Genomic DNA, 14,256 nt, shown 5'->3' with positions numbered 1-14,256 from the left:
CATGGCACGCCGCGCTGCAATCAAGGGCCCAACCCCCGTCGACGCCATCACGCACGATGACACTCGCACCAACATTCCGACAGCGGATGCCGCGGGCACGTTCTACGACGAGACGAGAGACGCTCTTCCGCCCGTGCCATTCGATCGGCGTGACCCAACTCTGGACCCACAATTGGTGTGGCGTGGCAAGTTCGACGACGGCGATGACGAGATGCTCGTCGACGCGCCACCGATTTACATACAGGAGAAGATCGACCCCCGCGTGCTCATCGAGAACCTCCGCCGCTCCCCGGCCGCTGAGCGAGCGCAGCGAGCCGAAGCGCCTGCCCCCACAATGTTCGACTTCTCCGACTACGACGAACTCGACGAGCTTTCACAGGTCGAGTTCTACCAGCATCAGGAGAGCTGGAAGAACCGTATGATCCTCGGCGACTCGCTGCAGGTCATGGGCTCCCTCGCCGGGCGAGAGCAGCTGCGCGGCAAGGTGCAAATGATCTACCTCGACCCGCCGTACGGCATTAAATTCGGCTCGAACTGGCAGGTTTCGGCCCGCAAGCGTGACGTGAAAGACGGCAAGCTCGAGGATGCCGCCCGCGAGGCCGAGCAGATCAAGGCTTTCCGTGACACCTGGGAGTTCGGGATCCATTCCTACCTGTCGTATCTGCGCGACCGGCTCGTCGTCGCTCGCGATCTGCTCACGGAATCGGGGTCGGTGTTCGTGCAGATCGGTGACGAGAATGTGCACCTCGTGCGGAGCCTGCTGGACGAGGTGTTCGGGAGTGAGAACTTCGTGGCTACAGTCGACTTCAAGAAAACCGGCGGTTTCACTTCGTCTGCGCTACCGCGCAACTTTGACTACGTGCACTGGTATGCGAAGGACGCCACAGCTGTAAAGTTTCAACGGCTCTATGCGCCAGTATTGCCAGAGCCTGAAGACACTGCGTTCTACGATTACGTAGAGGATGCGGCCGGATGCCGCCGCGCATTGAATGCAAGTGAGAAGCGAGCGCCTCGTTCCCTCGTCGGGAGGCTCATCGCGCGCAATCCCCTGATATCTGACGGAGAAACGGCAGACGGTGGATTCATTATCGACTTTGAGGGTCAGGATTACCACCCAGCTGCTGGAAACCATTGGAAGACGAATCGTGCAGGTGTCGACAAACTCCAGGCTGCGCGCCGACTGATCGTAAAGGGCAACACTCTTCGATTTGTGCGCTACTGGGATGACTTTGCAGTTGACACGATCGGAAGCGTCTGGGCCGATACCGTCACGGGTGGCTTTCGCGGTGACGACAGGCTTTACGTGGTTCAAACCATCACGAAGGTCATCGAGCGCTGCATGCTCATGACCACCGACCCCGGCGACCTAGTGCTCGACCCCACCTGCGGCTCCGGTACGACGGCGTATGTCGCCGAACAGTGGGGCCGTCGCTGGATCACAGTCGACACCTCCCGCGTCGCGCTGGCCCTCGCGCGGCAGCGGCTCATGGGCGGAAGGTTCCCCTACTACCTGCTTGCCGACAGTGCAGAGGGGCGCAAGAAGGAAGGCCAGCTGTCGAGCACCGCCATCGATCCGCAAGGGGCCGGCAACGACATCCGGCACGGGTTTGTGTGCGAGCGCGTGCAGCACATCACGCTGAAGTCCATCGCGAACAACCCCGACATTCACGAGGGTATGACGCGTGACGAGATCGACGCGGCGATCAAGCGCCACGCCGACTTCGAGTATCTCTACGACAAGCCGTATGAGGACAAGAAACGGGTGCGGGTCACCGGCCCGTTCACGGTCGAGAGCCTGTCGCCGCACCGGTCGCTGACATTCGACGACGCAGAGGCGTTCCTGCCAGCATCTGACGACACGCTGGATGACGCGCAATTCGAAAAGTCCATTCTCGACAACTTGCAGCGTGCCGGTATCCAGAACGGACGCAAGGCCGAGCGCATCCATTTTGCAAGCCTCGACGCTTACGCCGGCACTCATGTGCAGGCGATCGGCGACCGCCGCAGCGGTGATGAGCCGAGCGCTGGTGCTGCATCCAGCCGAATCGCGATCGCGATCGGTCCGCAATATGGCACCGTCTCACCCGGGTTCATCAAGCGTGCCGCACGCGAGGCCATCGCCGACTCTGAGGTCGACCTGTTGTGCGTGCTGGGCTTCTCGTTCGACCCGCTTGCCACGAACGTCACCGAGGACGACGGCGTGACCGTCGTCGACGCAGGTGACGGCTTCGCCACCGTCGAGGGTGAGCGCGACCTCGGCCGCATCAAGGTCCTGCTGGTGCGCATGAACGCCGACCTGCTGATGGGTGAGCAGCTGAAGAAGACCGGCGCCGGCAACCTGTTCACGGTGTTCGGCGAGCCCGACATCGAGGTATCAGAGGTCGACGGCGGCAGGCTGCAGGTCGCCCTGCACGGCGTCGACGTGTACGATCCGACCACGAGCGACGTGCGCAGCGTTGGCACCGAGCGCATCGCCCTGTGGATGATTGACACCGACTACAACGAGGAGTCGTTCTTCGTGCGCCACTGCTATTTCACCGGTGGCAACGACCCCTACAAGAAGCTGAAGACCGCGCTGAAAGCCGACATCAACGCGGACGCGTGGGCGCAGCTCAATCGCGACGTCTCCATGCCGTTCGACCGCCCTTCCTCCGGCAAGATCGCCGTCAAAGTCATCAACGACTATGGCGACGAGGTCATGAAAGTTATTGAGGTCTAGCCATGCCCTTGCCTTACCGCACCGTTCTGCGGCTTCCCGCCGATATTGATGTTGTTCAACTCGCTGAGCAAGAGATCGAGGGCTGGATCGCTGAGAAGAAGATCACAGCAAAGGCGCGACGCGAGTTGGCTGCAGGTCAGTTCTTCGTGCCAGGTGTTCACCAGCTCAGCGGAAGCCACACGCTGTCCGTAGCGCATGCAGACCGGTCGGAGGACGGCAGTCGTCGACGCCTGTACCGGTTCACGGAAGCGAATGATGCGGGCGAGTGGCAAGTCGACGTTGTCGCGCTCGACTACTCGGCCGAAAGTCGCCGTGACGACGCGTTGGTCATTCTCTCTTCACGGGTCGATGCGCCTGATGCCACGGGTGAAGTGGACCCACCTCGCCTTGTACGTCGCATCCTTGAACGCCGCGAGATCCTGGATAGCAGCACTGCTGTTACGGCCGAGCCGAAGCTTATCCATGTCGATGATGTAGCCGAGGTCATGACCGCGATCACAGATCCGGATAGGTCGGTCTCCGTAATCGTCGCAGCGTCACCAGGCATTGATGTCAATGTGCAGTTCAGGGAACGGGTCGGGCAGCTCACCAGGAAAATCCTCGGTGCAGCAGGTGTCTTTGTGTTGACGCCTGACGCTCAACGCGAGCTGGCTGGCCGTTTGCCAGCTTCGCATGCTGTGCCGGAGGGTCGAGTTCGCACGTTTCTCCCTCAGGTTGACTTGGAAGATCCCCTCGACGGTAGACGTCACCGTGTACTTCGCCCCAGCGTCTTTGCAAATGCGATTCATGGTGGATCCGTATCACGGGCCTTGCAGGGCGTCTTCGCCATTGAGACGCGGGCTCCGAGGCTGAGCAGCCCTCTACCGAAGGATATCCGGAGGGCGATCGAATCGCTGGCCAGTGGTCTCGCAGAGATAACGCGTGCGGGGCGGATCGAAGAGCGAGCGCGAGCGGCGCGGTCAGCGCGCGATGTCTCGACGGCGACCGTCCCATCTGCAGAGTCGTGGCGCTACCGCATTGGCACGCTTCTGCGGAAGTGGTTGCATATCGACGGAGCAGTGACGGATTCTGACCTCGACACGTTGGACGACTTCATTGCGACGCAGACGGCGACGTCTGAGACGATTTTCGAGGACGCACGAAAACTTGAGCAGGAATTGAGTGCCGAGCGTGAGCGTGCAGTCGATCTGCAGCTTGAACTCGACGATCTCAGCCTCGACCTCGCGGACGCAGCAGACGAAGCTGAAGCAGCGCGTCGTCGTATTGAGTACCTACAGCGCCAACTTCGAGATGCAGGGAGGTATGCCGAAGCATACGCTGAGCCCGACAAAGACGCAGTCTGGGGCGCGCCCGACAGCATCGTGGAGCTTGTCGAACGGTTGCAGCCGTCATCTTCGTCTCCACATATGGCCAGCAGCCTGGTGATCTTCACCGGAGATGTGGCAGCAGCAGAGGAAGTGCAGAAGCGCGACCAGCTGGGGCGATACTGCAGCGCGATGTGGGAATACGTCCACGTGTTGTACGACTACGCCAGCCTCAAGGCATCAGGTGCGTTTAGTGGAAGCGTGCGCATGTATCTGATTGATGAGAGCGTGTTGGCTACGAAGTGCCCGCCGCAGCGGCATGCGGCGAAGGAGAGCGACACTGTATTGTCGAACGCGTCGTGGCGGGCGGAGCGCATTTTGCCTGTGCCAACATCAATCGCACCAACAGGAAGAACGCTGATGGAAGCACACTTCCGCCCGACTCATCGCGACGCATTCGCGCCTCGTATGTACTACTATGACGACACCGACAATAGTGGCAAGATCTACGTCGGATACATCGGCAAACACTTGACGAATACGAAAACGAAGAATTCGTGAATCGGCGTGAGTTCGTCCAATCACCTGAAAGATCGGGTCAGTTCAGGTTTAGCCAGCTGGCTGTGTCGGCATGCGGGCCCGGGACGAAAGCGGCACAACACACTCGGGTCGTCGCTAATCGATGTAGCGAATGAGCCTGCTCATTGGTGCGAGCAGGTGCATTTCGTCGACAGGCGACTGAATGAAATCACCGTTGTGGGCATAGAAAGCTCGCGCGCTTTCATCGCGGCAGTGGACCAGCACGGCTGCCGCACCAATGCTCTCGCTCAGCTGTACCGAACGCAGAAGTGCGTCACGCAGCAGTTCCCACCCGAGCCCCTGATTCGCATAACTCTCGTCGATTGCGAGCCTCGCGAGGAGGATACAGGGGATCTGTGACGGGCGACGTTTGGCGATCGGCTCGGGCACATCCGACTTCGCGACCGCAGCCATCGCGATCGCGTAGTACCCGACAACGCGGTCACCTGCCGTGATCACATAGGTGGTCGCGTTGTTGGCCTCTTGGTTTTGCCACGCATACTTTGTGAGCCACTCGTCAAGTTCTGCAGCTCCGCTGCGGAATTGCGTTCGATCATCTGATCGGAGCAGCTTTCTCGGTGCGCTCAGATCGGTCATTCAGCGTGATCGAACCGTGAACGGCGGGAGAACATCTTCTCGAACTTGCTGGTGGACGGCAGCGGCTCGTCAAGCAATCGCTGGAATTCCGCGAACTGTTCCTCGGTCGCGGTGAACCAGCGACGGTCAGCCAGGACGCGCTCGGCGTGTTCCACGGCGCTCCCCAGGATGAAGTCAGTCAGGGTGTGATCGGTGGTTTCAGCGGCGCGCCGCAAGATTGTCTCCTGGCGATCCGTCGCGCGGAGGTAGATTCGTTGGCTTTTCGAAGGGCGCGCGTCAATAACGTGCTCAGGCATCGCATGCTCCTTGTGTCGTACGCACATCGTACGCACGAGAATTGAGTGTTGTCAAACGCTCGACAGGCACGCGCCCAATGGCACGAGCGGGTGGGCTCGTTGTCGGTCGTGATCGGTAGCCTGACATACGTGATGACCTACACATCCGCTCAAAAGTCTGCCATTGACGAGATCACGCACCCGCTTCAACTGATCGCGTGCGCTGGCTCGGGCAAAACGCAAGTGATCTCGCAGCGCATCTCGCACATTCTCGCGCAGCCGGGCATCCACCCGAGGAATGTCGTGGCGTTCACTTTCACGGAGAAGGCTGCGGCCGAGCTGAAGGAGCGCGTGCACGCGATCGTGCGTGCCGAACATGGCGACGTCCTGGGGATGGCAGAGATGTTTATCGGCACGATGCACGGCTACTGTCTCAACCTGCTGCAGACGTACATCCCCGAGGCTTTCAAATTCAGTGTGCTGACCGAGATCACGCAGCGACTTCTCATCGACCGCAACAGTAAAGCGTCGGGACTGACCACCTGCCCCACGACGAGCGTCCAGGGGCATCTGCGCCGATATCAGAACTCAAAGTTGTATATGCAGGCGCTCTCCATCCTGCAAGAAGACGACGTTGACTTCGAGCTCATCCCGGATGGTGTCGACGAGAGCCTGCACGCATACCTTCAGCTGATTGCGAAGCGCAACTATTTTGACTACACGGCGATGGTTGCCACCGCGGTCGATCTTCTCGAGACGGATGCCGACGAGACCGAAGACATGAGTCGACTCCTTCTTCAGCATGTGAAGGACGATGTGCGCTACGTCGTGGTCGACGAGTATCAGGACCTCAACCCGCTGCAAGAACGGCTCGTCGCAGCCTTGGTGCGCTATGGCGCGAACCTGTGCGTCGTCGGCGATGACGACCAGACGATCTATCAGTGGCGGGGCAGTGAGGTCAGTCACATCCTCGACTTCGCGAATAACCACGAAGAAGTGCGCGCGATCGAGCTGGCAGACAACTTTCGCTCGTCGAAAGGCATCGTCGAGTTGGGTCGTGCCGTCGCCGAACGCATTCCCTCTGCAGAGCGGCTGACGAAGCGGATGGAGTACGCATCCCACCAGCAGTGGGAGCGTGGCGACATGCTCGCCCTCGAGTTCGGCGACGCGAAGGCCGAGGCGTTGTGGATTGTCGGTCGGCTGGAGCAGCTGCGGGGGCTTCCGTTCCAGGACGATCCCGGCAGCGTCCGGCGCGGCCTCTCCTGGTCTGACTGCGCTGTGCTCTTCCGCTCCGTCAAGGATGCCGGCCCGCTCGTCGAAGTGCTGCGCGCTCGCGGCATCCCGTACATCATCAAGGGTCTGGCCCGGCTGTTCGACGCGCCAGAGATCATCGCCGTGGTTGGGCTTTTCCGGTATCTGCAAAGTGAGATTGACAGCAGTGAACTGCGGGCACTGTGGGCAACGGCGAACGTGATCCCGCGGCCCGAACGTTTCTCCACAATGCTGCGCCGGTTGGATGCAGCCCGGCGATTCGATGGGGGTGACAGGTGGGGTCTTTACAATATCCAGCGCCTCTATCTCGAAGTGCTCGAGATCCTCGGTATTCGAGAAGACACGATTCCGGGTACGCCCGAACGTGCCGAGCTGGTGATGTATGAGCTTGGTAAGTTCTCTCAGGTCATCTCCGACTTTGAGACGATCTACTTCGCCTCGGAGCCCGAGCGCAAGTACGAGTCCTTCCTCGGCTTTCTCACGTATCAGGCACCGACGTACTACGAAGAATCGGATGAGGAGGCGAGTTACGCCACCCCGGATGCCGTGACCATCTCGACCGTGCACCGAGCCAAGGGCATGCAGTGGCCGGCCGTGTTCGTGCCGGCATTGAGGAAGAACCGGTTCCCTGCTGCCCGCGTCGGCGGACTCAACGTGTTCCACGTGATCCCTGTCGAGGCAGTGCCACATGGTGACCGTTACCGCGGCGGCCTCAGTGAGGAGACGCGTCTCTTCTACGTTGCACTCACGCGTGCGAAGAAATACCTCTACATGACCTGGGCGCCAGGGGATGCTGCCCGGTCAAAAAACGTCTCGGAGTTCTTCACCTTTGCGACCAAGTCTTCGTGGGTGTCTACTCGAGACTCCGGTCTGGCGGGCAGTGAGCGGCTGACACCGACGCCGAAGCTCGAGACCCCGGCAGTGAACCTTTCGTTCTCCGAGCTCAAGTATCTCTTCGAATGCCCTTATCAGTTCAAGCTGCGCTTCATGTACGGGTTCAATCCACCACTTGACGAGGCAATTGGATACGGTAAGGGGCTACACGATGCGCTGGCAGAAATGCACAAGCGAGCAATCGCGGGCGACGTACCCACTCGTGACGAAGCAGTCAGCCTCGTCGATCGTCACCTGCACACACCGTATGCGTATCCTGCGCTCCGTGAGCAGCTACATCGCGCTGCGGTGGACGCTATCGAGCGGTACTTCGACGTGCACGGCGAGGACCTCACCCGCACGATCCATTCGGAGAAGGAGATCGCGGTGACGGTCGGGCCCGGCGTGACGGTCGATGGCCGGATCGATCTCATCAAGAAACTCGAAACCAACGAAACTTCCATCGTCGATTTCAAGTCAACTTCGCGTGCGCAGCCCGAGAACGTCACAAGAGACCAACTGCACGTATACGCGCTCGGCTATGAAGAACTGACCGGCGCACGCGCTGATCTTGTCGAGGTGCTCAATCTCGATGAGGAGGGAAAGAACGTGCGTGAAGAAGTCGACGAGCGGCTGCTTGACGGCATCCGAGATCGAATTCTCGCGGTTGCAGATGATATTAGAGCCAATCGATTCGTCTGTTCGCACGATCACTCGAAGGACGGGTTCGACGACTTGAGGTGGCTTGTCGAAGGAGGGCGCTCACAATGATTCGTCACATCGCGGACGTCCGGGCATCTGCAGATTCTCAGGAGTGTGCGCGGTGGCACGGTGAGGCGGGGTGACAGCATCCGGATCCAAGGGCAGTCAAGCGGGCGGCGCGGCGGCTACCTACTGAAGTTGACGATGCTTCCGTTCAACGGCAACTGGTCGGTGCGTTTCTGTACCGTCGACAGATGGTCGGCGAAGTATTTGCCTGACACGTAGCTGTCGGTGTTCAACATTGCAGAAGGGGCGATAAACCCTGCATACGAGAAGCTGTTGATCACGTAGGGAACAGCGTCAGCGCCAATCAGATTCGGCTCGTTCATGAGCTGGAAGTGCAGATGGGCGGCGTTCGAATTCCCTGTGTTGCCGAGCTTCGCAATGGCCTGACCGGCCTTCACTTTGTCGCCCGGTTTGACGAGCAGCGAGCCCTTCTGCAGGTGCGCGTACATGGCCCAGACGCCCCCGCCGATGTCCTCGACGATGTTGTTGCCGTCGACGTTCTCCACGGTGATCTGCTTGGCAAGCACCGGATCGTCGGCGGGCAGCGTGCCCGGCGTGTTCGGTGCAAGCTCATTGAGCTCCGATGAGATCGTACCGTCGGCAACCGCGTAAACCGTTTGACCGTAGCCGAAGTAGCTCTCGTTCTTCGTCTTGTCGCCGGTGTAGAACTCGCCTTGGTCGTTGGTGCGCATCCAGTCGATTGCGAGGCGCTGGCTGTTCGAGAGTTTGCCGTCCAGGGGAGACAGCGACGGGATGTGCGGGAATCCGATGTCGCAGCATCCGTTCTGCGCCACCCAATTAGTGCCCTTCACGGGCGGCGCGATCACGCGGGCGGCACCGGCAGAGATGTTCACCGGTGCGACCAGATAGTTCACTTCGGTCGGGTCCTTGGCTCCTGGGTTTGAGGCCGCGGACAGGAACATGCGGTGCAAGACGATCTGCGGGGCATCCTTCAGGGATGCGAACGAGTAGCCGACGAGTAGCGCCCGGGATTGCTGCGGGGGAATCGAGGTGTCCGGTGCCGGGCTTGACGGCAACGTGCGTAGTCGATTGCAGTTGCCGTACTCGCACGTCGGGTCGACCAACTGCGTGCCGGAGAACGATGCGACGACCGTTGAGCGGTGCGCCTCATCGACCACCTGCACCTTTTCGAGCGTTGCGGATGCCCTGCTCGCGTTGGTCAGCAACAGATCGTAGACGACGTGGTACTTTCCGTCGGTGCCCTTGAACGGGAGCGTCGGAGCGCCGAGTTGCGTGACGGTGACGGCGGTGTACGCCGGTGGCAGGACGATGCGTTTTGTCGTCACTGTCGTTGTGCTGGGGGTTGTGCTGGTGTCGGGGGTCGAGGTGCATCCCGTAAGAACAAGCGCCAGGGCCAGCGCCCCGATCGCAATGCGTGGCCACTTCATGGTGTCTCCTTAGGAGGACGGATCTGTGTGGAGGCCGGCGCGTCGCGACGGCTGACGCCGGTGCAGATTGAACGTGTTCACACCCGGAGCGAACAGCCGACGGCTGTGCGCACTGGATTAGTATATTGGAATGCGCGAGTGGCGCATCGCAGCGGCGTATCGTGCCGGCGCGTCGTAGCGGCGCATCCGGAACTGTCTGGCAAGCAGGGTCGACTCGGCCTGAACGTAGTCGTGGCTCCAGCTGCCGCTGCTCACGATGCGGGATTCACGTGGGAAACTGAATGACATGTGCCCTAGCCCTGCCGAGCAGACCGTCGCTGTCGCATCCGTTTTGGCGGTGAATCGTGACGACCAGCACCGCTTCAGCAAGCCGAGTCGACAGGTCATCGTGCTGCTCGAGGGTCTCGGTGTCGAAGGGGATTCACACCTTGGAGTAACCGTGCAGCACCGGTCGCGGGTCGCTCGCGACCCCAGCGAACCGAACCTGCGCCAGGTGCACCTTATTCATAGTGAGCTGTTCGCGGAGCTCGCAGGCGCGGGGTATTCGGTCGCGCCCGGGGAGATGGGCGAGAACATCACGACCGTCGGCATCGATCTGCTTGCGCTCTCACGCGGCACCCGTCTGCACCTCGGCGACGACGCTGTGATCGAGATCACCGGATTGCGCGATCCATGTGAGCAGCTCAACGGGTTGGCGCGGCACCTGATGAAACAGGTGCTGCTGCGCGAACCGGACGGCACAATCGTGCGCAAGGCGGGCATCATGAGCGTGGTGGTGCATGGCGGCACGGTGAAGCCGGGTGACGGCATCCGGATCGAGGCGCCGGCCGAGCACGTGCCGCTGCAGCCCGTCTGACCCTGGTTTCCGAACCCCGAACCATTACCCGCGCGCACCCCCAACCCCACGCTCACGCTCTATGAGGTGCGGACTTATGTCGCTCAACCTCGGGGCAAAGCGACCGAAGTCCGCACCTCAACGGATGGGATCGGTGGGGTGGGCTGGGCGGGGGCGATCGCCGCGCTCGCGCTGCGGCTATGCCGAGCGCTGGTAGCTGCGGAAAGCCAGCGTCGCGAGCCAGCTCATCACGGCGACGAGGGCCGCGAGCAAGCCGAGATTGGCCCAGACCGCTCCCCAGTCCGGCGTGTTCTGCATGGCCTGGCGCCCGGCGACCACTGCCCATTCGAACGGGTTGTACCGCGCCACGTTGCCGACCCACTCCGGCGAGAGTTTCGTGTTCATGATCGCCGACGACAGGAACATCAGCGGCAACGAGATCAACTGTGAAATACCGATCAGCGCAGTCTGCGTTTTGGCAAGCAACGCGATCGCATTCGAGAACGCCGAGAACACGAAGGTCAGCAGCACCGCCGAAACAAGCAGAATCAGGATGCCTCCGGCCCCGCCGTCGAAGCGGGCACCAGCCCACCACGCCACACCGAGCACGATCAGCGTCTGCAGAATCGTGAGCACCGCCTGATAGAGCATCGTGGAGATCACCAGGCCGACGCGACTCGTCGGTGAGGTGAGAAAGCGATCCATCACCCCGCGATTCATGTCGTCGATATAGGTTGTGCCCGCCCAGGCGGCTCCGAACAGCGCCATCATCATGACGATGCCCGGCGTCAGATACTCCAGATAGCTGCCTGCCACGCCGAAGCCCGGGATGTCGATCACGGATTTGAACAGCTGCCCGAACAGCAGCAGCCAGATGATCGGCTGCACGAGATTCATGACCAGGTAGACGGGCATCCGCATGAATGCGCGGAGGTGACGCCCGGTCAGGATGGCCGTGTGGGTGATGAGCGCGCCAGGCTGGGCGGCCCGCGCACTCGAGGTGGACAGTGGTGCTGGTGCGATCACGGTACTCATGCCGCATCCTCCTTGGAATCGTGTGACTGTCCGGCCGCAAATGCGCGGCCGGTGTGCTTGAGATAAACGTCGTCCAGGCTGGGCCTGGCGACGGTGGCGGATGCGACCGGCACCGCGGCATCCTCGAGGGACGCGAGCATGCGCGGGAGCGCAGCCGCCCCGACATCTGCGCGGGCGCGCACCGTGCGGCCATCCGCAGACAAGTCGCGCAGCCCGGCGACGCGTGCCAGTGCGGGCAAGGCCCGTTCGGCGTGCGCATCCGGTGCCAGCTCCACGATGACGGCGTCGCCGTGTAGCGCGTCTTTCAGCTCGTTCGGCGTGCCCTGTGCGACCACGCGGCCGTGATCGACAATCGCCAGGCTGCTGGCCAGCCGGTCGGCCTCATCCAGATAGTGGGTGGTGAGCAGCACGGTCATCTGTTCGACCCGCGCCATCGCCTCGAGCTCGATCCACATTTCCGTGCGTGCCTCCGGGTCCAGCCCGGTGGTCGGCTCGTCGAGGAACAGCACCTGCGGCCGGTGCATCAGGCCGATGGCCACATCGAGCTTGCGCGCCATCCCTCCCGAATAGGTCTTGACCAGGCGGCCACCGGCATCCGTCAGCGAGAAGCGGTCAAGCAATTCGGATGCCCGCGCTCGCGCCGCGCGCGCCGGCATGCCCTGCAGGCGCCCGGCGAGTACGAGGTTCTCTGCTCCGGTGGCCATCGGATCGGAAACCTGCTTCTGGGCGACGAATCCGATAGTGCGCCGCACTCGATCGGGATGGCGCGCCACATCGATGCCGGCGACGGTCGCGCTGCCCGAGTCCGCGCGCGACAGTGTCGAGAGGATCTTGACCGTGGTGGACTTGCCTGCGCCGTTCGGGCCGAGCAGGCCGAAGATCGTGCCGGGCTCGGCCTCGAAGCCGAGGCCGTCAAGAGCTTTCACGCGCGGCTTGCCGCGCCCGCCCGGGTAGGTTTTGGTGAGGTTGTCGGCGACGAGCGCCGGCAAAGGTGTGATGTGTGCCACGAGGGGCTCCTTTTCTGTGGAGTCTCCGCGCGCGCTGTGATGATGCGCCGATAGGCTGACGTTGGGCCTTGAGTCAGCTGTTCACGCAGGTCCCGCACGCGGGAGACTTCAGGGTTTGGGTGGCTCGGATGTTCCAGCATCCGGGCCGCCTCTGGGTTATGAGTGCCGTGATGGTTACGAAGTCAGTTGTCGCTCTTTTCGTTCGTGGGTGTGGGGTGACTGGGGAACAACATCCGCGCGAGAACGATGAAGAAGATCGCGAGGCCTGCCAGCAGGGCGAGCCACGACCAGGCGAACCCGACCGTCATGCTCAGCACGACGAATGCGGCGAACGAAAGAATCCAGATGGCGGCTGTGTAGATGCCGAACCGTGCAGCGGCAACGGGGTCTTGAGTGAACCGGTCGTCAGCCTGAGCTTGGCGGGCGAACTCGCGAGCCCAGGGCTTCTTGCGGTTGGTCTGGGTGGCGCCGAGGAAGGCGAACAGCACGATGCCGGCGACGACTCCGAGAGAAGCGAACACAACCGCCCAGATCGCGATGACTCCAAGCGCAATGAGCCCGCCGATCTCGAGGCCGAAGACCGTGAGAAGCGTCGCAAAGAAATACCCGCCGGCTCTGTTGCTCGGCATCGGATGGTTCGTCGTCGTTTCCTGCACGAGTGAGAGCCCGACCAGCCAGGCGGCTCCGGTCGCCGCGATGCCGGTCATCAGGATGACGACCCCGGCGGGCAGTGCGAGCACGCCGATGGCGCCCAGCGCCGCCAGAAGCAGACCGACCGCCGTGGCAATCGCAGCGATGACGATGCCGACCACGAATGCAGGCTTGGGTCGCACGCGGTAGACCCGGTACGCCTCCTGGATGCTTATCGCAGGCCGCCCAGCTGACGATGCTCGCGCCGAGCCCGTGGCATGTTCGACCGCTGTCGGCTGCGGGGATCCATCGACCTCGGCAATCAGCTCGCGGATGTCGCCGAGCTCGTCGATCGCGCGCGTCGCCGCCGCGGGCGCATCCGTTCCGCTCGCGGTCAGTTCGTTGACGCGAGCGGAGAGATTGCTGCGCAGTTCTTCTTTGAGGTCTTGGAGTTCCGGAGTCATGGTGACCGTGCCGAAGACCTCGTCGAGGTACCGGTGGATGTTCGTGTTGTCTGCGGTGCTCATCCGAGGTTGCCTTTCACGTTCAGGAGGGAGTTGATGATGCGCTGGGTGGCCGTCCAGTCGCGCACGTTCTGGGCGTAGACGGCGCGACCGGCATCCGTTATTCGGTAGTACTTGCGGCGGCCGCCCTGGGTTTCATCGCCCCAGTAGGCCTCGACGAGTCCGTCTTTTGCGAGGCGGCGAAACGTGGCGTAGAGCGTGGCTTCCTTGATCTCGTAGTCGCCACCGGTGGCATCCCGGATCGTTTTGTAGATCTCGTAGCCGTATTGGTCGGAGGCACGCAGCACGCCGAGCACGATCGTGTCGGTGTGCCCGCGGAGCAGGTCGGACGCGAACGGCTCGGATCGCGCCGGTACGGCGGCCGCGGTTTCCGCTGCCGCCGCCGGCGTTTCATCATGAGCGTTCGGTGTCATGTCAGGTACTGTATCA

At 62.0% G+C, this 14,256-nt stretch carries 14 protein-coding genes; 4 read left to right on the top strand and 10 right to left on the bottom strand.

Features of this window, described 5'->3' with window-relative positions; genetic code table 11:
* The first annotated feature begins 1 nt into the window (after position 1).
* Positions 2-2,719 (top strand): site-specific DNA-methyltransferase, encoded by a 2,718-nt coding sequence (locus QU604_RS19715; RefSeq protein WP_308466297.1) that lies wholly within the window; start codon positions 2-4, stop codon positions 2,717-2,719.
* Positions 2,720-3,057: 338 nt separating this feature from the next.
* Here the strand turns inward: QU604_RS19715 and QU604_RS19710 are convergent, their stop codons facing one another.
* Positions 3,058-3,183 (bottom strand): hypothetical protein, encoded by a 126-nt coding sequence (locus QU604_RS19710; protein WP_308466296.1) that lies wholly within the window; start codon positions 3,181-3,183, stop codon positions 3,058-3,060.
* 72 nt (positions 3,184-3,255) lie between these two features.
* A complete protein-coding gene (locus QU604_RS19705; RefSeq protein ID WP_308466295.1) occupies positions 3,256-3,507 on the bottom strand; it encodes a hypothetical protein in 252 nt (83 codons plus the stop codon).
* A gap of 270 nt (positions 3,508-3,777) precedes the next feature.
* Between QU604_RS19705 and QU604_RS19700 the strand changes: the two genes are divergently transcribed.
* A complete protein-coding gene (locus tag QU604_RS19700; RefSeq protein WP_308466294.1) occupies positions 3,778-4,584 on the top strand; it encodes a hypothetical protein in 807 nt (268 codons plus the stop codon).
* A 114-nt stretch (positions 4,585-4,698) separates the two neighbouring features.
* On the opposite strand, the gene QU604_RS19695 is transcribed toward QU604_RS19700, so the two are convergent.
* Both QU604_RS19695 and QU604_RS19690 read right to left on the bottom strand, forming a co-directional pair.
* Positions 4,699-5,199 carry a GNAT family N-acetyltransferase gene (locus tag QU604_RS19695; RefSeq protein WP_308466293.1) on the bottom strand — a complete coding sequence of 167 codons (501 nt, stop codon included), beginning with the start codon at positions 5,197-5,199 and terminating at the stop codon, positions 4,699-4,701.
* A complete protein-coding gene (locus QU604_RS19690) occupies positions 5,196-5,495 on the bottom strand; it encodes a type II toxin-antitoxin system TacA family antitoxin (RefSeq protein ID WP_308466292.1) in 300 nt (99 codons plus the stop codon). The genes QU604_RS19695 and QU604_RS19690 overlap by 4 nt, the downstream gene beginning before the upstream one ends.
* 132 nt (positions 5,496-5,627) lie before the next feature.
* On the opposite strand from QU604_RS19690, the gene QU604_RS19685 reads away from it, so the two are divergent.
* Positions 5,628-8,390, top strand: coding sequence for an ATP-dependent helicase (locus QU604_RS19685; protein ID WP_308468986.1), 2,763 nt, complete (start codon positions 5,628-5,630; stop codon positions 8,388-8,390).
* A 116-nt stretch (positions 8,391-8,506) separates the two neighbouring features.
* On the opposite strand, the gene QU604_RS19680 is transcribed toward QU604_RS19685, so the two are convergent.
* Positions 8,507-9,796, bottom strand: coding sequence for a M23 family metallopeptidase (locus QU604_RS19680; RefSeq protein ID WP_308466291.1), 1,290 nt, complete (start codon positions 9,794-9,796; stop codon positions 8,507-8,509).
* Positions 9,797-9,913: 117 nt separating this feature from the next.
* Positions 9,914-10,084: a hypothetical protein gene (locus QU604_RS19675; protein WP_308466290.1), complete on the bottom strand. Its 171-nt coding sequence runs from the start codon at positions 10,082-10,084 to the stop codon at positions 9,914-9,916.
* Between QU604_RS19675 and QU604_RS19670 the strand changes: the two genes are divergently transcribed.
* A complete protein-coding gene (locus QU604_RS19670; RefSeq protein WP_308466289.1) occupies positions 10,083-10,652 on the top strand; it encodes an MOSC domain-containing protein in 570 nt (189 codons plus the stop codon). The two genes, QU604_RS19675 and QU604_RS19670, sit on opposite strands and share 2 nt — an antisense overlap.
* Positions 10,653-10,829: 177 nt before the next feature.
* Here QU604_RS19670 and QU604_RS19665 read toward each other — a convergent pair whose 3' ends face one another.
* The 4 genes from QU604_RS19665 to QU604_RS19650 all read right to left on the bottom strand — a co-directional run bounded on the left by QU604_RS19665 (position 10,830) and on the right by QU604_RS19650 (position 14,240).
* Entirely contained in the window at positions 10,830-11,666 is an 837-nt protein-coding gene (locus QU604_RS19665) for an ABC transporter permease (protein WP_308466288.1), read from the bottom strand.
* Positions 11,663-12,673 carry an efflux ABC transporter ATPase subunit, DrrA-related gene (locus tag QU604_RS19660; protein WP_308466287.1) on the bottom strand — a complete coding sequence of 337 codons (1,011 nt, stop codon included), beginning with the start codon at positions 12,671-12,673 and terminating at the stop codon, positions 11,663-11,665. The genes QU604_RS19665 and QU604_RS19660 overlap by 4 nt, the downstream gene beginning before the upstream one ends.
* Before the next feature lie 182 nt (positions 12,674-12,855).
* The gene (locus QU604_RS19655; protein WP_308466286.1) at positions 12,856-13,830 is read right to left on the bottom strand and encodes a permease prefix domain 1-containing protein; all 975 of its coding nucleotides are present in this window, start codon (positions 13,828-13,830) and stop codon (positions 12,856-12,858) included.
* Positions 13,827-14,240 (bottom strand): PadR family transcriptional regulator, encoded by a 414-nt coding sequence (locus QU604_RS19650; protein ID WP_308466285.1) that lies wholly within the window; start codon positions 14,238-14,240, stop codon positions 13,827-13,829. The genes QU604_RS19655 and QU604_RS19650 overlap by 4 nt, the downstream gene beginning before the upstream one ends.
* Positions 14,241-14,256: the final 16 nt, after the last annotated feature.

This window comes from Rathayibacter sp. SW19 (genome assembly GCF_030866825.1).
GTDB lineage: Bacteria > Actinomycetota > Actinomycetes > Actinomycetales > Microbacteriaceae > Rathayibacter_A > Rathayibacter_A soli.
The sequence above is the reverse complement of the archived record's forward strand: the minus strand, read 5'-3'. Positions and strand labels throughout refer to the sequence as shown.

Bases quoted from the DNA above. Each gene is read 5' to 3' on its own strand.
- QU604_RS19705 (WP_308466295.1), bottom strand. From the start codon at position 3,507: ATGAATCGCATTTGCAAAGACGCTGGGGCGAAGTACACGGTGACGTCT.
- QU604_RS19670 (WP_308466289.1), top strand. From the start codon at position 10,083: ATGTGCCCTAGCCCTGCCGAGCAGACCGTCGCTGTCGCATCCGTTTTG.
- QU604_RS19680 (WP_308466291.1), bottom strand. From the start codon at position 9,796: ATGAAGTGGCCACGCATTGCGATCGGGGCGCTGGCCCTGGCGCTTGTT.
- QU604_RS19655 (WP_308466286.1), bottom strand. From the start codon at position 13,830: ATGAGCACCGCAGACAACACGAACATCCACCGGTACCTCGACGAGGTC.
- QU604_RS19695 (WP_308466293.1), bottom strand. From the start codon at position 5,199: ATGACCGATCTGAGCGCACCGAGAAAGCTGCTCCGATCAGATGATCGA.
- QU604_RS19675 (WP_308466290.1), bottom strand. From the start codon at position 10,084: ATGTCATTCAGTTTCCCACGTGAATCCCGCATCGTGAGCAGCGGCAGC.
- QU604_RS19710 (WP_308466296.1), bottom strand. From the start codon at position 3,183: ATGGATAAGCTTCGGCTCGGCCGTAACAGCAGTGCTGCTATCCAGGAT.
- QU604_RS19715 (WP_308466297.1), top strand. From the start codon at position 2: ATGGCACGCCGCGCTGCAATCAAGGGCCCAACCCCCGTCGACGCCATC.
- QU604_RS19665 (WP_308466288.1), bottom strand. From the start codon at position 11,666: ATGAGTACCGTGATCGCACCAGCACCACTGTCCACCTCGAGTGCGCGG.
- QU604_RS19690 (WP_308466292.1), bottom strand. From the start codon at position 5,495: ATGCCTGAGCACGTTATTGACGCGCGCCCTTCGAAAAGCCAACGAATC.
- QU604_RS19685 (WP_308468986.1), top strand. From the start codon at position 5,628: ATGACCTACACATCCGCTCAAAAGTCTGCCATTGACGAGATCACGCAC.
- QU604_RS19650 (WP_308466285.1), bottom strand. From the start codon at position 14,240: ATGACACCGAACGCTCATGATGAAACGCCGGCGGCGGCAGCGGAAACC.